This is a genomic window from Aminobacter sp. P4_D5 (assembly GCF_056401815.1).
The window spans coordinates 1-26,703 of record NZ_JBFUIP010000020.1 but is presented as its reverse complement, the minus strand read 5'-3'; the positions used below and the strand labels follow the sequence as shown (position 1 = coordinate 26,703).

At 61.2% G+C, this 26,703-nt stretch carries 24 protein-coding genes and 1 pseudogene; 16 read left to right on the top strand and 9 right to left on the bottom strand.

Annotated elements, in window-relative coordinates; genetic code table 11:
* Positions 1 to 14: 14 nt before the first annotated feature.
* From AC1DWF_RS07065 to AC1DWF_RS07035, 7 genes and pseudogenes are all read left to right on the top strand, one after another.
* On the top strand, positions 15 to 710 hold the full coding sequence (locus AC1DWF_RS07065; RefSeq protein ID WP_476781848.1) for an urease subunit beta: 696 nt from the start codon (positions 15 to 17) through the stop codon (positions 708 to 710).
* 14 nt (positions 711 to 724) lie between these two features.
* Positions 725 to 2,437: an urease subunit alpha gene (gene ureC / locus AC1DWF_RS07060; protein WP_476781849.1), complete on the top strand. Its 1,713-nt coding sequence runs from the start codon at positions 725 to 727 to the stop codon at positions 2,435 to 2,437.
* A 4-nt stretch (positions 2,438 to 2,441) separates the two neighbouring features.
* Complete coding sequence (gene ureG / locus AC1DWF_RS07055) at positions 2,442 to 3,089, top strand: urease accessory protein UreG (protein ID WP_476841549.1); 648 nt, start codon at positions 2,442 to 2,444, stop codon at positions 3,087 to 3,089.
* Complete coding sequence (locus tag AC1DWF_RS07050) at positions 3,086 to 3,964, top strand: urease accessory protein UreD (protein ID WP_476781851.1); 879 nt, start codon at positions 3,086 to 3,088, stop codon at positions 3,962 to 3,964. The genes ureG and AC1DWF_RS07050 overlap by 4 nt, the downstream gene beginning before the upstream one ends.
* Before the next feature lie 40 nt (positions 3,965 to 4,004).
* Entirely contained in the window at positions 4,005 to 4,607 is a 603-nt protein-coding gene (locus tag AC1DWF_RS07045; protein ID WP_476781852.1) for a HupE/UreJ family protein, read from the top strand.
* A gap of 132 nt (positions 4,608 to 4,739) precedes the next feature.
* Positions 4,740 to 5,393, top strand: a complete 654-nt coding sequence (locus AC1DWF_RS07040) for a helix-turn-helix domain-containing protein (protein WP_476781853.1) — start codon at positions 4,740 to 4,742, stop codon at positions 5,391 to 5,393.
* A 130-nt stretch (positions 5,394 to 5,523) separates the two neighbouring features.
* Positions 5,524 to 5,796, top strand: a pseudogene (locus AC1DWF_RS07035) (transposase); the annotation flags it as partial.
* A 205-nt stretch (positions 5,797 to 6,001) separates the two neighbouring features.
* On the opposite strand, the gene AC1DWF_RS07030 reads toward AC1DWF_RS07035, so the two are convergent.
* Genes AC1DWF_RS07030 through AC1DWF_RS06990 form a run of 9 tightly spaced genes read right to left on the bottom strand, consistent with a single transcriptional unit; the run spans position 6,002 to position 15,511 of the window.
* Positions 6,002 to 7,063, bottom strand: coding sequence for an aldo/keto reductase (locus tag AC1DWF_RS07030; protein WP_476841548.1), 1,062 nt, complete (start codon positions 7,061 to 7,063; stop codon positions 6,002 to 6,004).
* 46 nt (positions 7,064 to 7,109) lie between these two features.
* Positions 7,110 to 7,835, bottom strand: a complete 726-nt coding sequence (locus AC1DWF_RS07025; protein WP_476781855.1) for an SDR family oxidoreductase — start codon at positions 7,833 to 7,835, stop codon at positions 7,110 to 7,112.
* A 24-nt stretch (positions 7,836 to 7,859) separates the two neighbouring features.
* The gene (locus tag AC1DWF_RS07020; protein ID WP_476781856.1) at positions 7,860 to 8,657 is read right to left on the bottom strand and encodes a cyclase family protein; all 798 of its coding nucleotides are present in this window, start codon (positions 8,655 to 8,657) and stop codon (positions 7,860 to 7,862) included.
* Positions 8,654 to 9,907, bottom strand: coding sequence for an SDR family NAD(P)-dependent oxidoreductase (locus AC1DWF_RS07015; protein WP_476789047.1), 1,254 nt, complete (start codon positions 9,905 to 9,907; stop codon positions 8,654 to 8,656). The genes AC1DWF_RS07020 and AC1DWF_RS07015 overlap by 4 nt, the downstream gene beginning before the upstream one ends.
* Positions 9,904 to 11,079, bottom strand: a complete 1,176-nt coding sequence (locus AC1DWF_RS07010; protein WP_476781858.1) for a thiolase family protein — start codon at positions 11,077 to 11,079, stop codon at positions 9,904 to 9,906. The genes AC1DWF_RS07015 and AC1DWF_RS07010 overlap by 4 nt, the downstream gene beginning before the upstream one ends.
* On the bottom strand, positions 11,076 to 12,716 hold the full coding sequence (locus AC1DWF_RS07005; RefSeq protein ID WP_476789048.1) for an AMP-binding protein: 1,641 nt from the start codon (positions 12,714 to 12,716) through the stop codon (positions 11,076 to 11,078). Before AC1DWF_RS07005 ends, AC1DWF_RS07010 begins: the two co-directional genes overlap by 4 nt.
* Positions 12,717 to 12,727: 11 nt before the next feature.
* Positions 12,728 to 13,210, bottom strand: a complete 483-nt coding sequence (locus AC1DWF_RS07000) for an aromatic-ring-hydroxylating dioxygenase subunit beta (protein WP_476781860.1) — start codon at positions 13,208 to 13,210, stop codon at positions 12,728 to 12,730.
* The gene (locus AC1DWF_RS06995) at positions 13,210 to 14,535 is read right to left on the bottom strand and encodes an aromatic ring-hydroxylating dioxygenase subunit alpha (RefSeq protein ID WP_476781861.1); all 1,326 of its coding nucleotides are present in this window, start codon (positions 14,533 to 14,535) and stop codon (positions 13,210 to 13,212) included. The genes AC1DWF_RS07000 and AC1DWF_RS06995 overlap by 1 nt, the downstream gene beginning before the upstream one ends.
* A gap of 16 nt (positions 14,536 to 14,551) precedes the next feature.
* Positions 14,552 to 15,511: a PDR/VanB family oxidoreductase gene (locus tag AC1DWF_RS06990; protein WP_476781862.1), complete on the bottom strand. Its 960-nt coding sequence runs from the start codon at positions 15,509 to 15,511 to the stop codon at positions 14,552 to 14,554.
* Positions 15,512 to 15,706: 195 nt separating this feature from the next.
* Here AC1DWF_RS06990 and AC1DWF_RS06985 point away from each other — a divergent pair, with 195 nt between their 5' ends.
* From AC1DWF_RS06985 to AC1DWF_RS06945, 9 genes are all read left to right on the top strand, one after another.
* On the top strand, positions 15,707 to 16,204 hold the full coding sequence (locus AC1DWF_RS06985) for a MarR family winged helix-turn-helix transcriptional regulator (protein ID WP_476781863.1): 498 nt from the start codon (positions 15,707 to 15,709) through the stop codon (positions 16,202 to 16,204).
* 212 nt (positions 16,205 to 16,416) lie between these two features.
* Positions 16,417 to 17,601, top strand: a complete 1,185-nt coding sequence (gene uxuA, locus AC1DWF_RS06980) for a mannonate dehydratase (RefSeq protein ID WP_476781864.1) — start codon at positions 16,417 to 16,419, stop codon at positions 17,599 to 17,601.
* Positions 17,602 to 17,752: 151 nt separating this feature from the next.
* Positions 17,753 to 19,597: a phytoene desaturase family protein gene (locus AC1DWF_RS06975; RefSeq protein WP_476781865.1), complete on the top strand. Its 1,845-nt coding sequence runs from the start codon at positions 17,753 to 17,755 to the stop codon at positions 19,595 to 19,597.
* A 16-nt stretch (positions 19,598 to 19,613) separates the two neighbouring features.
* Positions 19,614 to 20,762 carry a nitrilase-related carbon-nitrogen hydrolase gene (locus AC1DWF_RS06970; protein ID WP_476781866.1) on the top strand — a complete coding sequence of 383 codons (1,149 nt, stop codon included), beginning with the start codon at positions 19,614 to 19,616 and terminating at the stop codon, positions 20,760 to 20,762.
* Between the two features lie 4 nt (positions 20,763 to 20,766).
* Positions 20,767 to 21,036: a hypothetical protein gene (locus tag AC1DWF_RS06965; protein ID WP_476841547.1), complete on the top strand. Its 270-nt coding sequence runs from the start codon at positions 20,767 to 20,769 to the stop codon at positions 21,034 to 21,036.
* 10 nt (positions 21,037 to 21,046) lie between these two features.
* A complete protein-coding gene (locus tag AC1DWF_RS06960) occupies positions 21,047 to 22,729 on the top strand; it encodes a thiamine pyrophosphate-dependent enzyme (protein ID WP_476841546.1) in 1,683 nt (560 codons plus the stop codon).
* 4 nt (positions 22,730 to 22,733) lie between these two features.
* Positions 22,734 to 24,239, top strand: coding sequence for an aldehyde dehydrogenase family protein (locus AC1DWF_RS06955; RefSeq protein ID WP_476841545.1), 1,506 nt, complete (start codon positions 22,734 to 22,736; stop codon positions 24,237 to 24,239).
* Entirely contained in the window at positions 24,239 to 25,336 is a 1,098-nt protein-coding gene (gene hisC, locus AC1DWF_RS06950; RefSeq protein WP_476781870.1) for a histidinol-phosphate transaminase, read from the top strand. Before AC1DWF_RS06955 ends, hisC begins: the two co-directional genes overlap by 1 nt.
* Before the next feature lie 81 nt (positions 25,337 to 25,417).
* Positions 25,418 to 26,626: an ABC transporter substrate-binding protein gene (locus AC1DWF_RS06945; protein WP_476781871.1), complete on the top strand. Its 1,209-nt coding sequence runs from the start codon at positions 25,418 to 25,420 to the stop codon at positions 26,624 to 26,626.
* The last annotated feature ends 77 nt before the right edge of the window (positions 26,627 to 26,703 follow it).

Here is a 26,703-nt window from a genome sequence, read left to right as displayed (position 1 = left end):
GAGGAGCGAACGCCATGTTGCTGACCCCGACCGAACTTGAACGTCTGACGATCTATACGGCGGCAGAACTTGCGCGCAAACGACGGGCCAAGGGCTTGTTGCTCAACTATCCTGAAGCGGTTGCGATCATCTCCGACGAGATCCTCGAAGGCGCCAGGGAAGGGCGCTCGGTCGCCGAGATGATGTCGTTCGGCTCGGCCATCCTGACCCAGGCCGACGTCATGTCGGGTGTGGCGGCGATGCTGCCGATGCTGCAGATCGAGGCGACATTCCGCGACGGCACCAAGCTGGTGACCGTACATGAGCCGCTGCGGCCGGCCGCAGGTGCCGTTGCCGACGATCTCGAACCCGGAGCGGTCATCACTGAAGAGGGCGAGATCGAGCTCAACGCGGGCCGCCGCAAGCTGACGCTCAAGGTGGTCAACACTGGCGACCGTCCGGTGCAGATCGGCAGCCACTATCATTTCTTCGAGGTCAACAAGGCACTCGACTTTGACCGCGCGGCGGCCTTCGGCATGCGCCTCGACATCGCCGCGGGCACGGCGGTGCGTTTCGAGCCGGGGCAGGAGAAAGACGTTCCGCTCACCACCTTCGGCGGCCAGCAGCATCTTTCCGGCCTCAATGGGCTGTCGAACGGCTCGGCCAAAGATGCGGCGGTGAAGGCCGCTGCCCTTGATAATGCCCGCGCCCGCGGCTTCCGCGGCGCCTGAGGGGAGGAACGATCATGGCAACACTGTCACGCCGCGACTATGCGGCAATGTATGGCCCGACCACTGGGGACGGCTTCCGTCTCGGCGACACCTCGCTCGTCGCCGTCGTCGAGAAGGATTTTGCCGTTTATGGCGACGAGTGCCTGCATGGCGGCGGCAAGACCTTGCGCGACGGAGCCGGGCTTGCCGCGGGCGTCACCAGTGCCGAAGGCGCGCTCGACTTCCTGTTGTGCAACGTCACTGTGATCGATGCGGTCGTTGGCATCATCAAGGGCGATCTCGGCATCAGGGACGGCAAGATCGTAGGCATCGGCAAGGCCGGCAATCCAGCCATCATGGACGGCGTCGATCCGCGCCTGATCGTGTCGGCGGCAACCACCGTGCGCGACTGCGAGGGCCTGATCGCCACCGCCGGCGCGCTCGACGTGCATGTGCATTTCGACAGCGCGCAATTGTGCGATCATGCCATTGCCTCGGGCATCACCACAATGCTCGGCGGCTCGCTTGGGCCGATCACCGTCGGCATCGACTGCGGCGGGCCGTTCAATGTCGGCAAGATGCTGCAGGCGGCGGAAGAGTGGCCCATCAATTTCGGCTTTCTCGGTCGCGGTAATTCGCACAAGCCGGCCTCGCTGGTCGAGCAGATCGAGACCGGTTGTCTTGGCCTCAAGCTGCACGAGGACTGGGGCACCATGCCGGCTTCGATCGACACCTGCCTGACGGTGGCCGACCAGCTCGATTTCCCGGTCCAGATCCATACCGACACGCTGAACGAGTCGGGTTTCCTCGAAGATACGCTTGCCGCCATCAACGGCCGCACCATCCACATGTATCACACCGAAGGTGCCGGCGGCGGCCATGCCCCCGACATCATTAGCGTCGCCGGCGTGCCATGGTGCCTGCCGTCTTCCACCAACCCGACCAATCCCTACACGATCAACACCTTCGACGAACACCTCGACATGACGATGGTGTGCCACCACCTCAACCCGGCCATCCCCGAGGATGTCGCCTTTGCCGAAAGCCGCATCCGCGCCCAGACGATCGCCGCCGAGGACATCCTGCACGACATCGGTGCGATCTCGATGCTCGGCTCCGACAGCCAGGGCATGGGGCGCATCAACGAGGTGATCTGCCGCACCTGGCAGCTGGCTGACAAGATGAAGAAGCAGCGTGGCCGCCTGCCCGAAGAGGCGACACGCTTTGGCGACAACGAACGCATCAAGCGCTATGTCGCCAAATACACCATCAACGCCGCGCGCACCTTCGGCATCGCCGAACATGTCGGCTCGCTCGAGGACGGCAAGATGGCGGACATTGTCATCTGGCGCCCTGCCTTCTTCGGCATCAAGCCGGAATTGGTGATCAAGGGCGGCTTCATCGCCTGGGGCGCGATGGGCGATAGTGCCGCCTCATTGATGACCTGCGAGCCGCTGTTGCTGCGCCCGCAATGGGGTGCGTTCGGGCGTGCCAAACAGGCGCTTTCGGCCTGCTTCGTCAATCCGCTTGCCATCGATCGTGGCCTAGCCGCGACGCTCGACCTGAAGAAGGCGCTGCTGCCCTCCCGCGGCAATCGTGGGCTCACAAAGAAGGATATGCTGCGCAACGATGCCTGTCCCAACATCCGTGTCGATCCGCAGACCTTCGACGTCTTTGTCGACGGCGAACTGGCCACCTGCGAGCCGGCGCACGAACTGCCGCTGACCCAACGCTATATGCTGAGGTGATATCATGGACGTTAGGACTTCTTCCTTTGCGCCGTCGGCCTCGCGTGTGGGCGCTGCCCGCATCGGCATCGGGGGCCCGGTCGGTTCCGGTAAGACGGCACTGATCGAGCGGCTGATCCCGGCCTTTGCCGAGCGCGGCGTGTCGCTGGCGATCGTCACCAACGATCTGGTGACCGCCGAGGATGCCGAGCGCATCCGCCGCTCCGGGTTGATCGACCCGGCCCGYGTCGCAGCGGTCGAGGCCGGCGCCTGTCCGCACACTGTGATCCGCGAGGATCCGACGCTCAACATTGCTGCCGCCGACGATCTGGAAGCGCTGTTTCCCAACGTCGAGCTGATCCTGATCGAAAGTGGCGGCGACAACCTCGCCTCGACCTTCTCGCTCGATCTCGTCGATTGGTGGATGTTCGKCATCGACGTCGCCGGCGGCGACGACATTCCGCGTAAGAAGGGCCCCGGTGTCCTCAAATGTGACCTGCTGGTGGTCAACAAGATGGACCTGGCGCCGTATGTCGGCGTCAATCTGGAGCAGATGACCGCCGAGGCGACCGGCGTGCGCGCGGGCAAGCCGATGGCCGTCACCAACTGCCGCACCGGCGAGGGCGTCGCTGCGATTGCCGATCGCATTCTTGCCGACGTGCTGTTCAGATGACCTCACACTGGCCCCAGCCACGCCACCACGAGGTCCTGGCGCAACCGCGCCAGCCTGATGCGCGATGCGGCCGCTTCGAGCTTGCCTTCTCCCGTCACGGCGCGCGCACCCATTTGGGCCGCCAGTTCGTTTCTTACCCGTTTCACATGACGCGGCCGTTCATGCTCGACGCGGCCATACCGTCGCTACTGACGGTCTACCAGCAGTCCTCCTCGGGCGGCCTTTATCGTGCCGAGCAACTATCCAGCCGCTACGAACTGGGTCCGGCCGCGGCAGCCCATGTCACCACCCAGGCGGCGACCGTCGTGCATGATTGCCACGGCCAGCCGGCGCACCAAGCAACCGAGATTGACCTCGAAGAGGGCGCGTTCCTGGCCTTGACGCCTGATCCGCTGGTGCTGTTTCCCGGGGCATCTTGTTCGATCACCACCCAGGCAAGGTTGGCGCCCGGCGCTGTGTTGTTTTTGTCGGACGCCTTTGCTTGTCATGACCCGGAAGGGCGCTTCCGCCTCTTCGACCGGCTGGGCGCGGACGTTGTTATTCGCGACGCCGCAGGCCGGCTGCTTGTGCGTGATAATCTAGAAGTCACAGGCGCGCAGCTCGTAGGCCGAGCCTCGCCCATCGGCGCCTGGCGGGTCGTTTCCAACTTCATGCTTCTCGGCGACCCCACCCGGCTTCCGACAGCGGAAGTGCTTGTCGCGCTGAACAACACGGCGTCTGCAGTCCTCGGCGTAACGGCGCTGGCCAACGGCGCGGGCTGGGGCATCCGTTGCCTTGCCGCCGATGCGGTGACCGCGCGCGGCATATTCGAAAGCCTGTTTGGGCTTGCCGTCGAGGCGGCTTTTGGCAAACCGCCCGTGCCACGGCGCAAGTGACAACCGCATTCGCATCACAAACATTGAAAGGAAGCAGGCAATGAACAGCAAATCGATCGTTAGGTCCGCGGCATTGGCCGCCTTCGCATTGGCGCCAGGTCTCGCCAACGCACATACCGGCCTTGGCCATGTGGACGGTTTTGCCCATGGCTTCGCCCATCCGCTTGGCGGGCTCGACCATGTCCTCGCCATGGTCATGGTCGGTCTGTTTGCGTCCCAGCTGGGTGGCCGCGCCAGATGGCTCGTGCCGGCAAGCTTCGTTTCGGTGATGGTGCTCGGCGGGGCCCTTGGTCTTGCCGGCATCGCCGTGCCCTTCGTCGAGCTTGGCATTGGCCTCTCGATCGTCGTTCTTGGCGGCGTTGTCGCCTTCAACCTGCATGCGAGCGTGGCTGTCGCCATGGCACTGGTCGGGTTCTTTGCTGTTTTTCATGGTTACGCCCACGGTGCCGAGATGCCGGAGAGCGCCAGCGGCCTGGCATACGGTGCTGGTTTTGTGCTGGCGACCGCGACACTGCATGCCTTGGGCCTCGGCTTCGGCTTGCTTCTCGACAGCAAGGGCGGGGCGAGGGGTTCGTTCCTTATCCGCTTACTCGGCGGGCTTGCCGCGATGGCGGGCGTTGGCGTGGTGAGCGGTTTCGTTTGAGTTTCGGCTAAGCCGTCTGAAGCCTGCGCCAGGCGCAGTTATTTACGCCTAGCGAATGTGGGAGGTGCCCAAATGACAGCAGCAGTTTCCCTACCTAGGCTTGAGCCCGCAAGGCCAGGCCCGAGGGCCCGGATGGCTTCGGCTCCGGCCGCGGTCGCACTGCCGCTGTGCCAGGATCCGCACGCGATCCGCGTGCCTGAGGAAAATGAGCTTCAGGCGTCCATCGGTCGCGAGGTGCGGGCCTGCCGCAAACGCCATGGCATGACTGCGAAGGAGCTTGCGGGTGCAGCCGGTATTTCGGTTGGCATGATGTCGAAAATCGAAAACGGGATGATATCGGCATCGCTGACCACATTGCAGGCGCTGTCGCAGGCGCTCGGGGTTCCGCTCACTGGGCTGCTGCGACGCTTCGAGGAAGAGCGCAGCGCGGTGTTCGTCAAGTGCGGGGCAGGGGTCGCAGTAAAACGGCGCAGCACGCGTGCCAGCCACCACTACAACCTCCTCGGCTATATCGGATCCAGTTCCGGCGCGCTCTCGGTCGAGCCCTATCTCATCACCCTGACCAGCCACGCCGACACCTTCCCGCTTTTCCAGCACCTGGGAATGGAGTTCCTCTATCTGCTCGAAGGTGAGATCACCTACCGGCACGGTACGAAGCTCTATCGCATGGCCCCCGGCGACAGCTTGTTCTTCGACGCCGACACACCACATGGCCCCGATCAATTGACCAGGCTTCCGATCCGCTTCTTGTCCATCATCTCGTACCCGAAGGGCGGCGATGACTGATATCGCGGTGGGGGGTAGCCGGCTATTTTAGGATCTGACGCGGGTCTGGCACTAGCAGGCTGTTGAAAAAGGGCTTGCGACAGTTCTGGGTTCGCGATTCACTCTGGCCACGAGGTGGCGGGAGTGAATTGTGCCGGGCGAGGACGAACGGACGGGCGAACTGTTCAGCTATGTTGATCTTGAGGGGCGGGTTCGGCGGGATCATCCGCTGCGCCGCATCCGGGCGATCGTGAACGAGGCGCTGTCGGCGCTTGAGTGGGATTTCGCGGCGCTGTATTCGCCGATCGGGCGGCCGTCAATCCCGCCCGAGAAGTTGCTCCGGGCGATGCTATGCCAAGCGTTCTACTCGATCCGCTCGGAACGGCTTCTGATGGAGCGGCTGGAATACGACCTGCTGTTCCGCGCATAGGAACCTGTACCCACCGGCGGGAGGCTTCTATCCGAATGGCGGCGTGCTCAACCAGATCACTGACAAGCTCACCTACCAGACCCCCGAAACGCTCGAGATCTAACCGTGGATCGCTGAATCCTGGACGGTCAACGACACGGCCACCGAGTAGACGCGGCAAACCAGATTGCCGCGTCTTGAGTTCTGTACGAGCTGAAGGTCAAACCGGCTTGGCAGCTTCGATGTACGGGGTCAGCAGGTCGAGATCGATGGGGCCGAGGCGGTCTTTGACGCTGAGGGCCTGATGCCAATAGGGGTAGGGGAGCACTGGAAGGCTGACGCCGTCGAGTCTGGATCGTTCTTCTGCGGAGAGCTTCAAATTGGCCGCCGCTAGGTTGTCGCTGAACTGGGCTTCGCTGCGGCCGCCGATGACAATGGAAGTCACGCCCGGGCGTTCAAGCAACCAGGCCAGAACCACCTGTGCGCCCGATACACCGCGCGCCTCGGCAATCGCGACCACGACCTCGACGATGTCGTAAAGTTTTTCCCAGTCGTTTACGACCGGTTCGCGGAAGCCGCCGACATGGCGGCCTGCATCGGGGCCGCCGGAGCGCCGGTACTTGCCGGACAGGAGGCCACCCGCCAACGGCGACCAGATCAAGATGCCTAGACCCTGATCCTGGCTGATTGGCACCAACTCGCATTCGGCTTCGCGCGCGTTGAGGGTGTAGTGGATCTGCTGGGAGACGAAGCGCTGCTGATGGCGGCTATCGGCTGCCACCAGCGCTTTGGAGATATGCCAGCCCGAATAGTTCGAGCAGCCGATGTAACGCACCTTGCCGGTCTTGATCAGGGTGTCGAGCGCTTCCATCGTTTCTTCGATGGGGGTMATGCCGTCCCATTCGTGCACCTGGTACAGATCGATGACATYGGTCTTGAGGCGCTTGAGGCTGGCTTCGGCCTGCGCAACGATATGGTGACGCGACAGACCCTGCTCGTTGGGGCCGCTGCCGACCTTGAACCGCACCTTGGTGCCGAGCAGCGCCCGTTGCCTGCGTCCGTTCTCCGCAAGGGCCACGCCGATCATCTCCTCGGAGACACCGTCATTATAGATATTGGCGGTATCGAGCAGGTTGATGCCGTGATCGAGGCAGAGGTCGATCTGCCGGGTGGCGTCGGCCTGTTCGGTATGGCCGACTTTGACTGGGCCACCAAAGGTCATGGTCCCCATCGTCAGGGTTGAAACCTTAAGGCCGGAGCGGCCGAGAGTGCGGTATTCCATGATTTTCTCCTGGCGGTGAGGGCGTTAGCTGCGCGTAAAAAGCAATTCAGATGGGGACGGACCCGATGCTGGCGCCGCCGCAGACAAAGAGCGTCTGACCGGTGACGAACCCGGCCCGGGCATCGGCAAAGTACATGAAGGCGTGGGCCACATCCTCGGATGTTCCGAGGTGCCCGACGGGAATGCGCTTGGCCACACCCTCTTCGTGTTCGCTGCCCTTGGGGACGATGCCCCAGAAATTGTCGGTCTGAATGGGGCCGGGAGCGACCACATTGACGGTGATACCATGCGGGGCGAGTTCGAGCGCCCAGGTTCGCGCCATGCCGATCATGCCAGCCTTGGAGGCGCTATAGGCAGTGCGGGTGGGGCTGCCCAGAGCGGCGCGCGACGAATTGAACAGCACCCGGCCAAACCGGCGCGCCTTCATGGCGGGCAAGAAGGCCTGCAACAGCAACAGCGGCGCGCCCAGATGCAACTGGCCCAGCCCGGCGATATCTTCGGGCGTCGCATTCTCGAGCAGGTTGGGCCAGATCATGCCGGCATTGTTGACAAGGTGGGTGACCTGGTGCTGCGCCGCGATATCGGCCGCCGCCAGGCGTACCGCCGCGGGGTCCAGCAGGTCAGCCTGCACACTTTCGAGATTGGCGTGGCTGAAATCGGGGTCGTGGCGCGATATGGAAATCACCCGATAGCCCTTGTCCAGCATGCGCTGTGCCACGCAGGCGCCGATGCCCTTGCTCCCGCCGGTAATGACGGCTGTGTAGTCTGTCATGGTTTGGGACATCCTTTCCGGGACTTAGCGGGGAACCAGGGCAAGCACGCGCAGCGGGCTGCCAGTGCCGTTCTTGATCTTGAGGGGAGCCGCGAGAAGAAACGCGCCGGTTGGGGGTAGCTGGTCGAGGTTCGTCAGGCATTGCAGGCCGTACTTCCCGGCGCCATGCAGGTAGAAATGGGCGGGGTAGGGCGGCGTGTAGTGCGCGCCCTGACCGGCGTCGGTTCCCACGGTCTCGGTCCCGAAGCCGCGAATGGAGCGGCGCTCCACCAGAAAGCGCATGGCGTCGGGATTGGGTCCGGGTGAATGGGCGCCGTCCTCGCGCAGGTTCAGGTAGTCCGCGGCGCTTTTCTTGGACCAGTCGGTGCGCATCAGCACCCAGCTATCGGGTGGGATTTCGCCGTGTTCGGCCTCCCAGGCGGCAATGATTGCGGGCGTCAGCTCGAAATCCGCATTGCGGGCGGCCCCTTTGGAGCAATCTATCACCACCACCGGTCCGACGAAATTGCCGGCCGGAATGGCGTCGACGCTGTTGTTGGGGAGATGGCGCCCCGATATCCAGTGCGCGGGCGCGTCGAAATGAGTTCCGGTATGCTCGGAACAGGTAAAATTATGCCATTTCCAGGCCGGGCCGCGATGGTCGAAGGCCGAAACTTCTTCCATTCGGAACGGAGCGCATTGGCCGAACTCGGGTGGCAGAACCATGACCGGGAAGTCCGGGTCCAGCGTGTGGGTCAGATCGACGGTTTCGATGCGGCCCGTGGCCATGGCCAGCGCCAGCTCGGCGAGTAGGGTCGCTCCGCCCGGTGGTGGATTGGTCATGCCCCGCCTCCGGCAGTCATTTCAAGCTCGAGCACTTTGGGGTCTGCGCGCCAGCGCTCATAAAGGTCCTGGGCAATTTCGCCGACAAAGACATCCTCTAGGCCGTCCTTTAGCGCTGCCACGATAGCGCGTGCCAAGGCGCTTGCGGTGACTTTGGGTGCGGGCAGGGGCTGGTGCCAGTCRTCATCGGTCGGGCCGGTAAAGGCGTTCATCACCCGTATGCCGCCCGCCAGCACTTCGGCGCGCAGGCATTGGGTCAGCGACAGGGCTGCGGCGTTCGAGGCGGCAAAGCAGCCGAAATCGGGTTGGTTGGCATAGGCGTAGACCGACAGGATGTTGACCCAGGCAATGGCATTATTCTGCCCGTCCGTGCCGCGCGCCCGCATAGCCGGGCCGAACGATTGCGCCAAACGCATCAGGCCGAGATAGTTCACCTCGAGCTCTTGCTGGGCGAACACTGTGTCGCCGCGCGCGATAACGCCGCCGGGGCGCACGAAACGGGCATTGTTGATGAGGATATCGACCTTGCCGCCGATCTGCGCGGCAAGCGCCGTCACCGACGCGGTGTTGGTCACATCAAGCGGCACCAATTGCACTTGCGGAAGGGCGAGAAGCTGCGCGCGAACCGGGTTATCGCGCCAGGCTTCCGCCTCGCCGACGAACACAGTCTCGGCCCCGGCCTTGGCAAGGGCGCGGGCCAGGGCAAGCGCCGTGTCGCTGCGCCCATCAGTGATCAGCACGCGCCGGAATTTGGGATCGCAGGTCAGCTCGCGCATCTGAGGATCGTCCTCCATGTTGGGGGTGGCAGTGAGCGGAAGCGCCATCAGCACGCCCTGTCCGCCGCGATCGAGCCGGTTGATTAGACGAACCAGCTCGCCCTTTATGCAATCGCCGTGCACATGACAGATGATCGAGGGGCCGGCATCCAGCTTCACCGTTCCCGTGCGCCACGGGGTGCTGTCGCGGAAGTAGGCGTTGGGGCTTACCCGCACGATGGTATCGGCAATCAACTGACCAAGGGGTGACACGGGCGACCACTGTAGGGCGGTCGACAGGCATTGCGCACACGCGTCGCGCGGTGGGTATTGGATAGCAGCGCACTCTTGACAAACTTGGAGCTTAAATTGCCCCTGCGCTGCGGCGGCGCTCAATCCCAAAGCCGCCCGGCTGCGCGCTTGCGGCGGGCTGGCGGGGACGGGCGTGCGTTTTTGTGGGTTCTTTTTGGATGGTGGGGAGATCGGGGCGGTCATGCGTCCGCCCCCGAAATAATCACTGCACCCGAGCAAACACCGCGATCGTAGTTGATCATGCCGAAGCCGGAGACCATCGCAGTGCGAGCACTCGCTACCTGGGTCGGGCCGGCTGTGCCGGTGACCTGGCGAATGGCTTCGACAAGCCCCAAAAAGCCGCCCGCTGCCCCGGCCTGCCCGGCCGACAATTGCCCGCCGGAGGTATTGTGCGGAAAGTCACCGCCAATGGTCAGATCGTGCTGGCGCACGAAACCCGGGCCTTCGCCCTTGCGGCAAAAGCCGAGGTCCTCGAACTGCATCATGGAGATCACCGGGTAGTCGTCATAGGTCTGCAAGAGGTCGATCTCGTCGGGTGTGGCCTTGGCCATCTCGTAAAGCTCATCGGCATCCATGGCCCAACCGCCCCGCATCTGAATTGGGTCTTCGGGATAGGCGTTGTGGCGCTCGATGGTTGAACGGATGCGGGCGAAGGGCAGGTTCCGGCGCAAAGCTTCATCTTCGCGCATCACCAGAAAGGCTTCGGCCCCGGCGACCGGCATAACGCAATCGAACAAGGCAAGCGGATCGGCAATCGGGCGCGCTTCCAGATACTGCTGCAGCGTCAGCGGGCTTTTCATGATCGCGTGCGAGTTCTTCAGGGCGTTGTCGCGCTGGGCCACGGCGATCTTGCCGAAGTCGGCACGTTCGGCCCCATATTCGCGCATGTAATAGTCGGTCAGCAAGGCAAAGCAGGCATTGGGGCCGCCTGCGCCATAGGGGTAGGACGCATCCTGAGCGAAGCGGCTGAAATTGGGCAGCATGCGCCGAAAACTGTCGATCTGGTTAGTGTCGCCTGATACGCACGCCACGATGTGGGCGTCGCCCGCCTGCACGGCGCGGGCGGCCTTGCGCAGCGCCACGACGCCGCTCGCCCCACCCATAGGAATGTGGTCGAGCCAGCGCGGGATCAGACCCAAATGTTGGGTCAGCCCCACCGCTGTATCGGGGGCCAGCGAAAAACTCGATACGGAAAAACCATCAATATCGCGCGGGCGCAGGCCAGCGGCGGTGAGCGAGGCCCGCAATGCGCGGGCGATCCACCAATGCGCCGTCTCTCTGGAGTACCGCACATAGGGCACCGTCGCAGGAGCGACGAGAACGACGCCATCATAGAGCGCACGGCGGGCTTTCAAGATGTTGCCCTGCGCTTCATATCGCAGGTGTTGACCGTGTGCGGCTGGGCCAAAAGCGCTGCTGCCATGGTCTTGAGCTCGCCGCGTTGAATCTTCTGCGTCGGCGTCAAAGGCAGGGTTTCGACAAAGGCGATGTAGCCGGGGGCCTTATAATAGGCGAGCTGTTCCAAGCACCATGTCACAATCTCACGGGCCAGCTCCGGCGTGCCGGGCGTGGCGGGCACGACGCATGCGAACACCTCATCGCCGCGCATACTATCGGGCACCGCGGCAATGCCGACATTGGCGACAGCGGGGTGGCGCATCAGTACCGATTCAACCTCGACGGCGGCGATGTTTTCACCGCTGCGGCGGATAACGTTCTTCTTGCGATCCACAAAGAACAGATCGCCGTCTGCGTCGCGGCACGCGATATCGCCGGTATGAAACCATCCCCCGGCCCACGCCTCGGCAGTGGCTTCCTCGTTCTTGTAATAGTTTGAAAAAAACCCGTAGCGCGGATTGGCCCCGGCCCGGCGCACCACCAGCTCGCCATGCGCGCCGGTTTCGACCTCGTTGCCGGCGTCGTCTAGAAGGCGAATTTCCATGGTGGGATCGGGGCGCCCGATGCATCGCTGCCCCAGCTTGCGCGGCTCGGTTTTGACCACGGTAACGGTGCCCGCGCCCGTTTCGGTCATCGCCCAGCTTTCGACCAGCGGAAACCCAAAACGTTCCTCAAACGGGCCGTGCAGTTTGGGATCGACGCCTGCACCGAATCCGAAGCGCACCGCGTGCGTCCGGTCACTGTCGCTTTCGGCGGCACCCATCAGCATGGCCGGCATCACGCCCAGATAGTGTAGACACGTGGCCTGGCTCTCGCGCACGCTGGACCACCAGCTGCGTGGGTGGAAACGGTCCAGCACGGTGAGGCACCCACCGACCGTCACCATCGCCATCAGCGAATAGGCCATGGCGTTCATATGAAAGACCGGCAGCGGAGTAATCATCCGTTCGCCCGCGTCGGTCAGCATGCAGAGGCCTCCGGCGGACGCATACCATTGCCCGGCGAGCAGGAAATAGGTGTTGGACAGAACACAGCCCTTGGGCTGTCCCGTTGTGCCCGAGGTATAGAGCAGGGCGGCTTCGCGTTCGTAGCCGGGCAGGGTGGCGTCGAATACCGGTTGTGTATCTGGTGCTGGGGGTGGAGCGTCGCCGATGGCGATGACCTGCATTGCGTGGCCGGCGGCCCGCGCTGCGGCGGCAAGATCGGCAACTCGGGAGGCGAGGGCGACGGCCAGCACCGGTTCGGAATGGCCGATCAGGTATTCCAGTTCAGCGGCACGCAGGTCTGGATTGACCGGTACAACGGAAATCTGCAGTCCGTTGAGCGCTAGCCAGTGCAGAAAAAACGACGGCCGGTTTTCGAGCAGCAGCACGACGCGGGATCCGGCCTGGTATCCGGCGGCGGAATAGGCCTGACGCAGACGGGTGACTTCAGCTTCCGCTACTCCATAGGTCAGCTCACCCGCCTGAATTTGATAGCGGGCAGCCGTCTCGGGCAGGACGTTGAGAAACGGCCGCTCGGGCCAGGTGCTAACGGCGTGGGCGAAAGCGGCAGCAACGTCGTCGACATCCGGCAGGGGCGAGGTGTTGATCATCGGGGACTGACTCACGGTAGAAGCTGAATACTGCGGAAGGCTGCATCGCTGTTCAGCAGCACGACCTTCTTGCGCTTGATGCGGATGGCGCCATCGCGCAGGACCAGTTCGTGCTGGGCGTTGATCGCAAGCAGCACCTGCTCGTCGAGGCGCGTTTCGACATAGTGCATCGCCGTATGCGTGACGAAATGGCCGTTCTCTGGCTCGAACACATCGACATAGGGGCGCTGGATGACGTGGTGGCTGCGGCTTTTGGGCTTCTGGCTGAAGGTGCGTTCGTTGTTCAGGCGCTCGACGCGCAGACGAAGCATGAACTGATCTTCATAGAGCAGCGAGGTCACGAGCTTGGTGTCCTGCTGATTGTACTCGAGCGGCATCCAATAGATGCCATCGGGCTCCCACAGAGTCAGCCAATCGGAAAAGCGGGCATCGTCCAGCATGCGCACTTCATCATAGATGAAGTCGATCAGGTCGTTCTTGGCGGGATAAGTCATCACGCCTCCTCCATCGTCGCGGTCATGAATTTGACCCAGGCGTGCATCTGGTTGCGCATCTGCCGCTCGGTGGTGCCGTTCTCGACCGCTGCCTCCTCGAAGTTCTCTTCGCCCGGATAGAGGCGCTGGATATTGACCCAGTCGAGACCTTGGGAGTGCAGACCCTCCTGGGCCCGTTCGTACATTTCGAGGTCGTCATGGCCGACCATCGAGGTCGGCGCGTTGATCAGCCGGTTATAGGTGGCTGTGCGTTCCAGCAGCATGTCGGGCGCATCCACCAGCCGGAATATCCAGCTTTCGACCATGGTCTTATTAGCCCCCATGGGAATGAAGTTGCGCAATTGCTGGACCGGCCCCTTGATCATGATGTTGGGGAAATAGACCGTGTTGTGCCGGTTCTCGTCCAGGATCGCCCGGGCGCGTTCGTCGCCATAGGCTGCGGCCATCTGCTCGAAGTAACCGGGAATTGCCGAGTAATCGGAATGGATGGAGTGGTGCACGCCGGTATGGCCATGCCCGTTCGCCCAGGTGCGAATGCCCATGGATTCGAAGAACTCGTAGGGCGACATGAACGGGGCGATGACTTCCATCGCCATGGGCCGGGGCGTGCCGTCGGGCTTGTCCATCTCTTCCCAAAGCCGCACGGCGGTTCCGGCCGAGCTTTCATGGGCGACCATCGGGTGGCAGGTGTCGGTCTGGTTTTCGACCAGCATCTTCCAGTTGCAATGGTGCAGGTAGCGCAGCGGTGGCCCTGCCACTTCCAGCCGCCCGACCGGGGAGCGGTCGACCATATTGTCGAGCGAGGAAAGGCTGCCGCCGAAATAATCATCGAAGCCGATGCCCTCCGGGTTGAGCCGCACGAAGACGAAGCCGCGATAGTTTCTGACCGCCCCGACCGGGGTGAGGCCCTTGACCGAGGTGTTTTCGGCAAAGCCGGTGTTCTCGTAGCCCTTCTTCAAGGGGATGGCCAAAAGGCATCCGTCGGTCTTGAACGACCAGGCATGGTAGGGGCAGCGAAAGAACTTTCCGGTATTGCCGGAGCGATCCATGGCGATCTTGGTGCCCTTATGCGGGCAGCGATTGTAGTTCACATAGATCTCGCCATCGATGTGGCGCGACATGATCATCGGCTGCACGCCCACTTCGGTGGTGAAATAGTCGCCCTTATTGGCGACCTGGCTTTCGTGGCCGACATAGACCCAGGTATTCGCGAAAAGGTGCTCGGTCTCGAGCCGGAAAACCTCGTCGCTGATATAGACATCCTTGTGGATTTCCACCGGGCGCACCAAGGCGCGAATATCACTGGCAGTGGTGTATTTACCCATGAGGTTCTCCTGGGGCTCAGATGTCCAGAACAAGCCGGTCCGACTTGGCGCGGCTGACGCAGATCTGCATGACGGAATTGGTGGCGCGTTCCGCGTCGGTCAGGATGACGTCGCGATGATCGGGGACGCCGCTCAGCACGGTGGTCTGGCAGATGCCGCAGTCGCCGCGCTTGCAGTCGTAAGTCAGGTCCACGCCCGCTGCCTCAAGCACCTCGACGATCGAGCGATCCGCAGGCACAGCGAAAACTTGGCCGGTCGAGCGCAGCTCCACTTCGAAGGTGCCATTGCCGTCAGCGCTCACTTTCGGCGCGAACAACTCGAAATGGACCTGGCTTTTGGCGAAGCCACGCGCTGCTGCCGTTTCGCGCACCGCCTCGATCAGGCCCGCCGGGCCGCAGACGTAAATCTGGCTCGTGCTATCCAACCCGGCGATGAGCGCCTTCAGGTCAAGGGCGCTGTCGTCGGTGTCGTAATGTTCGGTGAGCGCAGGGCCGTGCATGTCCTTGAGGGCGGCCAAGAAAGCCAGTAACCCCTGCGAACGGCCGCAATAGTGCAGCTGGTAGGGGACGCCGAGGTGTTTCAAGCTGGTGGCCATGCTGGTGAGAGGAGTGATGCCAATGCCGCCGGCGATCAGCACTACCGGCGCGGCGGACTTGATCAGGGTGAAATCGTTCTTCGGTGCGGTGGTGACCAGCGTGTCGCCGACCTCCAGCCCGTGCATGTAGCGAGACCCGCCCGCTCCGGTCTCTTCCAACCGCACGCCCAGCCGATAGGAAATTGGCCTGGCCAAAGCGGCGGCATCGCCTACCGCGATCAACGAGTAGGGGCGATCATCCCCGCCGGGCAGCGACACGCGGATGTGGGCGCCAGCGGTGAAGGGCGGCAGGGGGGTGCCATCGGCGGCGGCAAGCTGGAATGATTTAACCAGCTCCGTCTCTTGGGTGACTTCAATGATCGTAAGGTTCAGCTGATTCATAAGAGCCTCCCGCTCCTGTGCCTCATGTCTACTAAATATGAAATTTCATGTTAATTCTTGTCAACCCCCCAAATTTAAGATGCGCGGCCAGGACGTGCTTTGAGGCTGGTGCCAAGCGGCGCGGGATCCAGCAAATTCTTGTATTGATGGGCTGGCATAGCCACTATGGGGCGGACAGAAAAAGGTCGTTTGGTCATGAGTGCTCAAAAGAGGCAGCTAGAAATCGACGCGGCGCATCTCCCCGCTCCTGGCAGTTTCATTCCGAATTATCTGCTCTATCTGCTGGCGGCGACCAGCGATGCCGCCAGTTCTGAGTTTCATGGTTTTGTGCGCCGGAATGGCCTGAAAGGCCCGGAGTGGCGCGTGCTCGCCTGCCTCTATGACGAGGACGGTTTGATGGTCACACGCCTGGCGGAGCTTGCTTTGATGGAGCAATCGCGACTGACGAAGCTGATCGACCAGATGGACAACCGCGACCTGGTGCGGCGTGGATCCGATGAAATAGATCGGCGGCGCGTGCGGGTGTATCTGACCGCGCAGGGACGTGAGCTAGCGACTTACCTGGTCGGCGCGGCCCGCCAGCATGAGGTCAAGGTGATGGAAAATCTGCTACCGGGCGAGGCCGAGCTGCTCAAGACATTGCTGCGCCGTCTTTACGGCAGTTTGAGTGCTCCCACGCAGTCGGAGGGATGACTTTTGGATATCCAGGCTCTCGCCTAGGTGCCGGTGACGGCGCGGTGACGCGTTGTTTTCAGATTTGGACGCTTTCCAATTGCATGAAAAAGACTATAAATTTGAAAGGGCTTCTCATGACGCCTAATGATGAACCTAGTAGAATTGCCTAGCGGCCGATCCCGTCAACTCGGAGCGGAGGTCTCTGGCGACGAGGAAAGAAAGGTCTAAAGGTGCAGCAAACTTGGCGCTGGTTTGGAGCCAGTGACCCGATCTCGCTTGCGGAAGTCCGGCAGGCGGGAGCAACGGGAATCGTTTCCGCGCTTCACAGCATTCCGGTGGGAGAGCCCTGGAGTTCGGAGGCCGTCCGGGCGCATCGCGACGTCATCGCCACCGCTGGCCTGACCTGGTCGGTGGTGGAGAGCATCCCGGTCCACGAGGATATCAAGCGCGGTGCGCCCGGCGCTGATCGCTATGTCGAGGCTTTCGTTCAGTCCATGCGGGCCGTCGCCGGTAACGGCATCGGCACGATCTGCTACAATTTCATGCCGGTGGTCGACTGGACGCGGACCAATTTGCTGTACCCGACCACCAAAGGAGCGACGGCGCTGCGCTTTGACATGGCGGAGTTCGCGGCCTTCGACATCTTTATCCTGAAACGGCCCTGGGCCGCAGGCTCCTATTCCGCGGACGTGCAGGAGCGGGCGGCGGTGATGATGGCCGGGCTATCGGCCGACGACGCGACGCGGATCGAAAAGACTGTTATTGCCGGGCTGCCTGGCACTAATTTGCATCATGATCTGAAGTCCTTCAAGGCACTGCTCGATGCCTATGGCAGCGTGAGTGCGGACGATATGCGGCAAAACCTACGCAAGTTCTTGCAGGTCGTTGCGCCGGTTGCTCATGAGCTCGGCGTGCGGATCTGCATTCATCCCGATGATCCGCCGTTTCCACTGTTTGGTTTGCCGCGCGTGGTGTCGAACAGCGACGATCTGGGCTGGGTGCTGGACTCCAGCGATCATGTGGAAAACGGCATCACCTTTTGCGCTGGGTCATTGGGTTCATCGCGCGACAACGACATTCTGGCGCTGTTCAAGCAGGTGGCGGAGCGCGTGCATTTTCTGCATCTGCGCAATGTCAGCGTTGATGCGGACGGTTCGTTCGAGGAGGCCGAGCATCTGGACGGCAGGGCCAGCATGCCGGAGCTGATCCGGCTCATCCGCATTGAAGAAAACCGCCGCCAGGCCGTGGGGCGGAGCGATTGCACGATTCCGATGCGCCCGGACCACGGGCACCTGCTGACTGCGGACCGCTCCAAGGCGTCAAATCCTGGATATTCCTATATCGGGCGCCTCAAGGGGCTGGCCGAGTTGCGCGGTGTCGAGCGCGCCTGCGATGCCTACTTTTCAGCGCAGTAGCGCTGGCCGGCGTTAGGCTGAACGCCGATTCCTGAACTCTCGAGTAAGTGACCGCCGCGCCAGAAATGGAGTGGCGGTCATTTTGTTTCTGCTCGGTGAGATCCTGTGGGCGCATTTCGTCTAAATTGGTATTACCAGTTCTGCCAAATTGGTGGATTGGTTTACGTTCTCTGGCCTCTCTTTCGGTCGGGAGAGGGGAGCTAGTTCCTACATCGCAGATGCCAGATCGCAGATTATCTCATTGACATTATTGCGCATTTACAACGGACGCGCATTGCGCGCGCCTGCGATGGGTGGGCGGCGTTCGCCTGGTCAGGCGACCCGTCAAGCGACGTCGCGTGAAATTGCAATTGTTGGCTTGACCAAAATAACAAAGGTGTTAGTTTGGACAAACCAAAAAAGAGAGGTAGCGCTGGTGAGTGCTGAAGACTTTGATGTTGTGATCGCTGGTGGAGGGCATAACAGCCTGGCATGCGCCGCTTTGCTGGCAAAGAACGGGCTGAAGGTTTGCGTCGTGGAGCGTAATTCCTGGATCGGTGGCGGCTGCGTCACGCGGGAAGTCACCCAGCCCGGTTTCAAGCACGACCTGTTCGGCTCGTCCCACGTCTGGATTCACGCCAACCCGGACTTTCAGGAGCTGATGCCCGAGCTGAAGGAGCATGGCCTGGAGTATATCTGGGAGCAGAACCACATTACCGGCCATCCCGACACCAACGGCCCTGGCATCGTGGTCTACAAGGATATTGAAAAGACCTGCCAGAGCATCGCGCAGCATTCGGTCAAGGATGCACAGCGCTACCGCGAAATTTTCGACCAGTGGCATGGCATCAAGGATGGCTTCATCAAGGGCATGTTCTCGCCCCCAGGCAAGCCGGCCACAATGACAGCGGCCATGCAGAACAGCTATCAAGGTCTGCTTAAGCTCAAGGAATTCAACCTGTCGTCGCGTCAGTTCGTGATGCAGAATTTCGAGAACGACACGGTCCGCGCATTCATTCTGGGCTGGGCGCTGGCTCCGCAGATTTTCCCGGATACCGAAGCCACCGGGCAGTCGTTCTATATCCTGATCCCCGGCATCCACACCTATGGCGCGGCGATCCCGAAGGGTGGCTCGATGATGCTGCCGACAGCGCTGGCCAACTACGTCAAGGCCCATGGCGGTTCGGTGCTGACCGACGCGCCGATCGACAAGTTCGTGCTCAATGCCGAGGGGGCCTGTGTCGGCGTGCGGCTCGAAAGCGGCGAGCAGATTACCGCCAAGAAGGCGGTTGTGACGGGGCTCGGGCTGAAAGTGTCGTTCATCGACTGCATGGAAGAGGGGGCTTTGGCGCCTGAGTTCGTGCAGGCGTGCCGCAATTTCTCGTACGGCACGGTGTCGATCGCCCGCGTGCATTTGGCGCTTAATGAGCTACCGAACTACAAGAACGGCGCCGACATGAATGCCTGTGCATTCCACCGCATATTCGGCACGCTGCACGATATCGACGTGCAGTACGCCGAGATCATGATGGGCAAGGCGCCAACCAATCCATTCCTGTGGTCGGCTGGCTGGACCAAGCTCGATCCCTCGCGCGCCCCGGATGGCAAGCACACCCTGATCCTCGACACCTTTGTTCCCAGCCGGCTTTCCAATGGCGTGAACTGGAACGACTACATCGAGGAATATGTCGAAGAGGTCATGATGAAGGTCATGCGCCGCTACACGACGAACATGACCAAGGACAATATCCTCGGCGCTTATTACGAAACCGGCGTGAGCCTCGAAGAGGCCAATCCGGCCTTCGTGAGCGGCAACACCACCGGCGGTGAGCGGCTGCTGTCGCAGATGGGCTACTTCCGTCCGCTGCCCGGCTACTCGCAGTACAAATCCCCCGTCCCTAAGCTCTACATGACCGGTCCAAGTTGCCATCCAGGCGGCGGGATCACGGCCATGGGTACAATTACGGCGAACGTCATGCTGCGCGATTTCGGCATGCCCCATCGTCCTCTGAACTAAGCAGGAGAGTTTCCGAATGCGTAAGCGGATTGAAAAATACACGGCGCTTGTCGTTCAGCCCCATGTCGAAGTGGCGGTTGACCGGGCGGGCATCAAGCGGAACCTGCAGCGCGCCCTTGATCTGATCGATTTTGGTGTCGGCTATCATTGGGAAGTGCCCGTTCGCCTGGCGGTTTTCCCCGAATACTTCCTGCAAGGCGTCACGACACCGGGCAAGGGTGAGCACGGTCTGCAGGATTTCATGAAGAAGGCCATCACCTTCGAAGATGAAGAGATCCAGATCCTGATCGAAAAGTGCCGTGAATACGACATGTATATCGCTGGCGGCGGCTTGATCGAAAAGGTCCCCGAGTTCCCCGATCGCTGGTTCAACACAGCTTTCATCCTTGGCCCGAATGGGGTCGAGCTGAAGTATCGTAAGTATCACATCCCGGCCTCGATCGGCCTGGGCACCTCGCCCCATGATATGTGGGACGAATATACCGCCGTCTTTGGCGACAGGATCGAAGACCTGTTCCCGGTGCTGGATTCTCCCATCGGCAAGCTGGGCTGCATGACCTGTCATGACGGCTGCACGCCCGAAGCGTCCCGCGCCCTCGGCTATAACGGCGTGGAGGTGATTTGCCATCCGGTGGCACTGCAGGAGATGGAAGGCGTCTCGGAGCCTTGGGATTTCTGGATGTTCACCCGCCGCACCCGGGCCCACGATAACATGGCCTATCTGCTTGGGTCGAACTGGGGCACGGTCGACTACAAGTACTATCCCAAGGCCTTCTGCGCCGGAAACTCGTTCGGTATCGACTATACCGGCATGGTCATGAGGCACGCGCCTTACCCTGAAGAGCAGGTCCTATCGGTCACCATCGACATCGAAGCGCTGCGTGAGCACCGCACCCAGATCAATCACAACACATGGGTTGATTTGCGCACCGAAGCCTTCGGCAAGATTTACGAAAAGCCGATCTATCCACCCAACCTGTTCCCTTCGGGCAACCCGCCGCGCAACCTCGCGCACAAAATGCAGGGCGCCTACACCTCGATGGATCAGATGTACGAGCGTGGCCAGTTCGTCATGCCGTTCGACAAACAGGGCATGAAGCATTCCGATTTGCTGAAATCCCGTATTTCCGGCGCGCAAGCGCGCGGAACCCTTCGGAAAGACTGAACCCATGCGTGTGGTCACACCCATCGCAGACATGGATATCACCATCGACACCTTGCGGGTCGAGGGTGGTGCGCTGGTCATGGAAAACKCGGCGAAAGATGCCGTGCGTACCCGCGCCGTCCTGGCTCCAAGGGACGTCAGGGTCCTGTTCGGGGCCATCCTGCGCCCGAGTGTCATCTGGTTCGCAATCACCTGTTTGTTTCGCTCCGATGAAGCGGTGTCGGTGAAGGCCGATACCGATTTCGAAGATCATCCAACTTCCAATCCCTGGTAAGGCAACGCCTATGAATCAATCCCTGAATACGGCCGACACTAAGGTCCAGACGGGTGCTGATATTCTCGTTTCGGCACTCAAGGCCAATGGCGTCGGCACCATGTTCGGCTTGCCGGGTGGACAGCTGGATAATTTCTTTGACGCGATCCAGCGCACCAATGGTGGCATGAACATCATTCGCAGCCGTCACGAGCAGGGCGCCGCCTATATGGCGTTCGGCGCGGCCCGTTCGACGGRCAAGCCAGCAGTGTTTTCGGTGGTTCCCGGTCCCGGTATCATGAATGCCATGGGCGCTTTGTCCACGGCTTGGGCCGCCAACGCGCCCGTCCTGAGCCTGTGCGGTCAGATTCCGAGCGATGCGATCGGGTCGGGGCGCGGCTATCTGCACGAGATTCCCGATCAGCTGGCCACGATGCGGTCCATGCTGAAGTATGGCGAGCGGATCAACACCCCGCACGCGGCCCCGCTCTTTATCAACGACGCCTTTGTGGCGATGCAGACGGGCCGTCCCGGTCCGGTGCATCTGGAGATGGCTCCGGATGTGATGGCTAAGAACGCGCGCACCGTGTCGTGCCACGCCGCTGTCTTGCCTGAGACACCAAGCGCCAACGGCAACGATATTGCCGAGGCCATCGCGCTGCTCAAGAGCGCCAAGCGCCCGCTGATCTATGTCGGCGGCGGTGCGGTTAACGCGGCCAAGGAAGTCAACGCACTGGCGCAGATGATCGAAGCGCCGGTCACATGCTTCCGTTCGGGTCGCGGCATTGTCGATGATCGTGACTATCATGCCCAGGTCTTCCCGGCTGGTCGCCGGCTTTGGGCCGATGCTGATGTGGTGTTCGCCATCGGCACGCGCCTGAAATACCCACAGATGTATTGGGGCCTGGACGAAAGCATCAAAATCATCCGGCTCGATATCGATGCGCATGAATTCGACCGCTACGCCCAGCCAGCCATCGCGCTACATGGCGATGCCGGGGCGACCCTGCGGGCCATGCTGCCCGAACTCGATAAGGCACTGACAACACGGCCTGCCTCGCGTGAAGAAGAACTGCGCGCCCTCAAGGAGAGCCTGCATACCAAGATGGCTGCAAATGTTGCTCCACAGATGGCCTACCTCAAGGCTATCCGTGACGTACTGCCAGAGGATGGGATTTTCTGCGACGAGATCACCCAGGTTGGCTACACCTCGTGGTTCGGCCTGCCGATCTACAATTTGCGCGGGCATGTCAGCTGCGGTTTCCAGGGCACGCTTGGCTATGGCTATGCGACCGCGCTCGGCGTCAAGGCGGCTAACCCGGACAAGACGGTTATCAGCATTTCGGGCGATGGCGGGTTCCTCTTCACTGCTACCGAACTGGCGACTGCTGTTGAGTATGGCATCAAGCTGATCACCGTCGTGTTCAACGACAACCGCTACGCCAACGTCTACCGCCAGCAAAAGGAATGGTATGACGGGCGCTTCATCGCGGCCGATCTGCACAATCCAGACTTCGTCAAGTTTGCCGAAAGTTTCGGAGCCAACGCTATGCGCGTCGGCAATCCCGATGAGCTGCGCAAGGCCTTGGAAACAGCGCTTACGCTCGACGGTCCCACGATCATCGAAGCCCATCAGGAGCGCAATCTCCCCGCGCCTTGGCAATACATTCTTGAAGCGCCAGTCCGCGGCCCAAAAGCCCAAGAGCGAGCCTAAGGTCATGGCCATTCACCAGATATCAAAGCGCACTCTGGATCGACTGGAACGACCGGTTCCGTTTTGGGTGAATGGCCGGCCAATCGCTGCCGAGCAGGTGAGCAGTTTGGTCAATCCTGCGACCGGGGAGATCTTCGCCAAGGTCTGCGCCGGGTCGGCGCAAGACGTCGACAATGCTGTGGGTGCCGCTCGCGCGGCGCTCAACCACCCGGAATGGTCGGGGATGAACGCAGCGGTCCGCGCCCGCATCCTATGGCGGCTTGCTGAGTTGATCGAGGCGAATGCCGATGAACTCGGCGAGTTGGAAACCCTGAGCATGGGCAAGCCAATCGTCGCGTCGGCGCACATGGAAGTGCCGTTCTTTGCGGAAACCTTCCGGTATTTTGCCGGCTGGTGCACCAAGATTGCCGGAACGTCTGGCGCGCTCTCGTTCCCGGCCGGTGATTTGCATGGGCTGACGCTGCAGGAGCCCATCGGCGTCGTCGGCATGATCCTGCCCTGGAACGGTCCGCTGGTCATTGCCGGGTGGAAAATCGCGCCAGCTTTAGCGACGGGTTGCACCTGTGTCATCAAACCAGCCGATGCCACGCCTCTGAGCCTTCTTCGCTTTGCCGAATTGGCCAAGGAGGCGGGCGTGCCCGATGGGGTGATCAACATTGTAGCGGGCTCCGGTTCCGTTGTTGGCGCTGCCATTGCTGCCCACAATGATATCGACAAACTCGCTTTCACCGGCTCCACCGGCACCGGTCGGCGTCTCGTGCACGCCTCGGCCGATAGCAATCTCAAAAAGCTGACCCTGGAGCTTGGCGGCAAGTCTGCGGTTCTGGTGTTTCCTGATGYTGATCTGGATGCTGCGGTCGATGGCGCGGTCGATGCAATCTTTGGCAATTCGGGTCAGGTCTGCGTAGCGGGTTCCCGCCTTTATTTGCACAAATCTATCCGCGATGAGTTCGTCCGGCGTCTGCTGGCCAAAAGCCAAGCCCTGCTGGTGGGCGATCCGCTTGACCCGGCCAACCAACTCGGCCCGATCGCGTCACAGGCGCATCTGGAGACTATCCACGCCTATGTCGAGCAGGGTCTTGCATCCGGCGCAAAACTGCTTTGTGGCGGAAGGCAATTGCCTCGCGCCGGAAGTTTTTACGAGCCAACGATCCTTGCTGTCGAAAACCAAGGCAATGTTCTGGTTCAGGATGAAGTCTTCGGCCCGGTGCTTTGCGTGGCTTCATTCGAGACAGAGGAAGAGGCGATCGAGCTGGCGAACGGCACTCGCTACGGGTTGGCTGGCAGCGTCTGGTCCACCGACATCAACCGGGCAATCCGGGTGTCGCGAGCGCTCCATTGCGGCATCGTTTGGGTAAACACGCACAATATTCCCGATCTTGGTACGCCAATCGGGGGCTATGGCCAGTCTGGTTGGGGCCGTGAACTCGGCCAGCTCGGGCTGAGCGAATATCTGCAATCCAAGTCGGTGATGATCAAGGTGTCACCTAGCGGAATAGGAAGTAAGTAATGTCTGTTCAGGCGAAATCGACACTGTCGGAAATCAAGCCGTACGCCCAAGGCAAGAGCGCTATCGATGGGTTTGCCGAGCCAATCAAGCTGTCGTCGAACGAGTTGCCGTATCCACCGAGCCCCCATGCCGTGGCTGCCTTCCACAACACTGAAGTCAAGCTCGGTCGTTACCCCGATGGCTCGCAGACGGCGCTGCGCCGTGCGATTGCCGAAGTCTATGGGCTGGACGAGAAGAACATTTTCGCGGGGAATGGTTCCGAGGAAGCAATCGGGTTGGTCATTCGAACGATCCTTTCGGCCGGCGAAAAAATGGTCATCAGTGAAAACAGCTTCATGATGGCAGAAATCTACGCCCGATCCTGCGGGGCCGAAATTCACAAAGCCGCCGAGAAGGATCATTGCGTCGATGTCGATGCCATGATCGCGGCGGTCGATAGCAAAACCCGCATCGTCTATATCTGCTCGCCCAATAATCCGACCGGCACATTTACGCCGGCAACCGAACTTGCGCGCCTCGAAACAGCGCTGCCCGCCGGTGTGCTCCTCATCATCGATTCCGCCTATGCGGAGTTTGTCACCGACCCGGCCTATGATTGCGGGATCAAGACCCTGTTTAAGGCGGACGGTCGTGTCGTTGTGACCCACACCTTTTCAAAAGCTTATGGTCTGGCGGCCCAGCGGATCGGGTGGGCGGCCGCTCCTGATAGCGTGATCGACGCGGTTTCGCGCCTCAGAACACCATTCAACACCAACATGGCGGCGCTAAATGCGGCTGAAGCCGCGATGCGCGATCAGTCTTATCTGGCCGAGGTCACCTCCAGGATCAATGCAACGCGGGGCTGGTTCACCGAAACACTGCGGGCGCTTGGCCTGACTGTCGTGCCAAGCCATACAAACTTTGTGCTTATCGCTTTTCCACATGGTGGTACCGAGGCCCAAGAACTCGATGCGGTTCTGCAAAAGGCTGGCATCTTGGGGCGGCCAGTGTCCGGGAAAGCTAATGAATTCCGCATTTCCATCGGCACAGACGAGGAGATGCGGGCGACGTTGGGCGTTGTCGGGAGATGGATCGGCCGAGAGCCCACGACTATCTAGGCTCGCGTCAAAAAGGCGGTCCATGCCACAGCCGGACAGGCAGTGCCGCTCTAACATTTGGCCGGCATTAAGGGAGAGAAGATGAAAAACCAACTTTGTGCGTTGCTTGCATGCACGGCGCTTCTGAGCATCCCAACCACTGGCGTACTCGCCGATGGGGACATCTCACACAATTGGAATTCGGAAAGTGAGGTCGCAGCCATGCGCGTTTTCCGTGAAAAGTTCGAAGCGTTGGGTGGAACCTGGAAGGAAACGTCCTTCCCAGACACCGAGCAGAGTATTGCCTCGACCAAGACGCGCATCATTGGCGGCCAGCCCCCGATGGTGCTTCAGAGTTCCATGGGGGGGACTTTGAAGAGCTTTGCCGAAGGCGGCTTGCTACAAAACATGGACAGCGTGGCTACAGCCGAGGACTGGGATGCGCGTTTGCCGGAAGGCATAGCAGCAGGTGTCAAATATGAGGGGCACTATGTTGCTGCGCCGGTCTTTGTTGACATCATCAACTGGTTGTACACCAACAATGACGTGCTGGCTGCTTCGGGAGTGACTGCCCCAAACACCTGGGCCGAGTTCACAGATTCTCTGCCCAAGATCAAGGCTGCCGGCTTCATTCCATTGGCCTCTGGTGGCGAGTCCTGGCAGGAAGGCATCCTGTTCGACCATGTGCTCCTCGCTGAAGGCGATGCTGCTTTCTACAACCGCGTGATGAGCGGCGACAGCGAAGCTCTCAACAGCGACCAGATGCTCAAGGCATTCGAAGCGCTGGGTGCTCTGCGCGAATTTACCGATGATGGTAAGCCAGGCCGAAGCTGGAACGACACCAATAATTTGATCGTATCAGGCAAGGCTGCCTATTTCTTCATGGGGCCTTGGGCGTCCAGCGGATACTCGGATATGGGTCCTGAAGGCGAAAAGTGGTCCTGCCGAATAACACCGTGGTCCACGGCCCTCGCTGTGGTCGCTGATGGCTTCGAGTTCATCAAGGTGACCAAACCTGAAGATATCGCAGCGCAGGCGTTGTTTGCCAGTGCTGTAATGGACCCAGCAACTCAGATCGCGGCTGCCCATGCCAAGGGCACATTGCCTGCGGCTAAGGGTGCCGACCCGAGCCAGTTCAGAGGCTGCGCGGCCAAGGCAGTTAGCGCCATGCAGACTGGCGACACAGTCGACCACTGGAATGGTCGCACCAGCCTGGTTGCCAATGCTGTGAAGGACACTGTGACTGCGTTCTGGAATAGCGAAATGTCGGCCGAAGATGCGCGCAAGGCAATTGTCATCGCGATGCAGTAACTCTCCGATTGTCGCACTGCGTGCGGCAGATCAACTCCTACAGCGACTCGGCGGACCACAAGATGCGAAGTACTTAC

Coding starts and splice junctions, on each gene's coding strand:
- AC1DWF_RS07065 (WP_476781848.1), top strand. CDS start 15: ATGTTGCTGACCCCGACCGAACTTGAACGTCTGACGATCTATACGGCG.
- ureC (WP_476781849.1), top strand. CDS start 725: ATGGCAACACTGTCACGCCGCGACTATGCGGCAATGTATGGCCCGACC.
- AC1DWF_RS07050 (WP_476781851.1), top strand. CDS start 3,086: ATGACCTCACACTGGCCCCAGCCACGCCACCACGAGGTCCTGGCGCAA.
- AC1DWF_RS07045 (WP_476781852.1), top strand. CDS start 4,005: ATGAACAGCAAATCGATCGTTAGGTCCGCGGCATTGGCCGCCTTCGCA.
- AC1DWF_RS07040 (WP_476781853.1), top strand. CDS start 4,740: ATGGCTTCGGCTCCGGCCGCGGTCGCACTGCCGCTGTGCCAGGATCCG.
- AC1DWF_RS07025 (WP_476781855.1), bottom strand. CDS start 7,835: ATGACAGACTACACAGCCGTCATTACCGGCGGGAGCAAGGGCATCGGC.
- AC1DWF_RS07020 (WP_476781856.1), bottom strand. CDS start 8,657: ATGACCAATCCACCACCGGGCGGAGCGACCCTACTCGCCGAGCTGGCG.
- AC1DWF_RS07005 (WP_476789048.1), bottom strand. CDS start 12,716: ATGATCAACACCTCGCCCCTGCCGGATGTCGACGACGTTGCTGCCGCT.
- AC1DWF_RS07000 (WP_476781860.1), bottom strand. CDS start 13,210: ATGACTTATCCCGCCAAGAACGACCTGATCGACTTCATCTATGATGAA.
- AC1DWF_RS06995 (WP_476781861.1), bottom strand. CDS start 14,535: ATGGGTAAATACACCACTGCCAGTGATATTCGCGCCTTGGTGCGCCCG.
- AC1DWF_RS06990 (WP_476781862.1), bottom strand. CDS start 15,511: ATGAATCAGCTGAACCTTACGATCATTGAAGTCACCCAAGAGACGGAG.
- AC1DWF_RS06985 (WP_476781863.1), top strand. CDS start 15,707: ATGAGTGCTCAAAAGAGGCAGCTAGAAATCGACGCGGCGCATCTCCCC.
- AC1DWF_RS06970 (WP_476781866.1), top strand. CDS start 19,614: ATGCGTAAGCGGATTGAAAAATACACGGCGCTTGTCGTTCAGCCCCAT.
- hisC (WP_476781870.1), top strand. CDS start 24,239: ATGTCTGTTCAGGCGAAATCGACACTGTCGGAAATCAAGCCGTACGCC.
- AC1DWF_RS06945 (WP_476781871.1), top strand. CDS start 25,418: ATGAAAAACCAACTTTGTGCGTTGCTTGCATGCACGGCGCTTCTGAGC.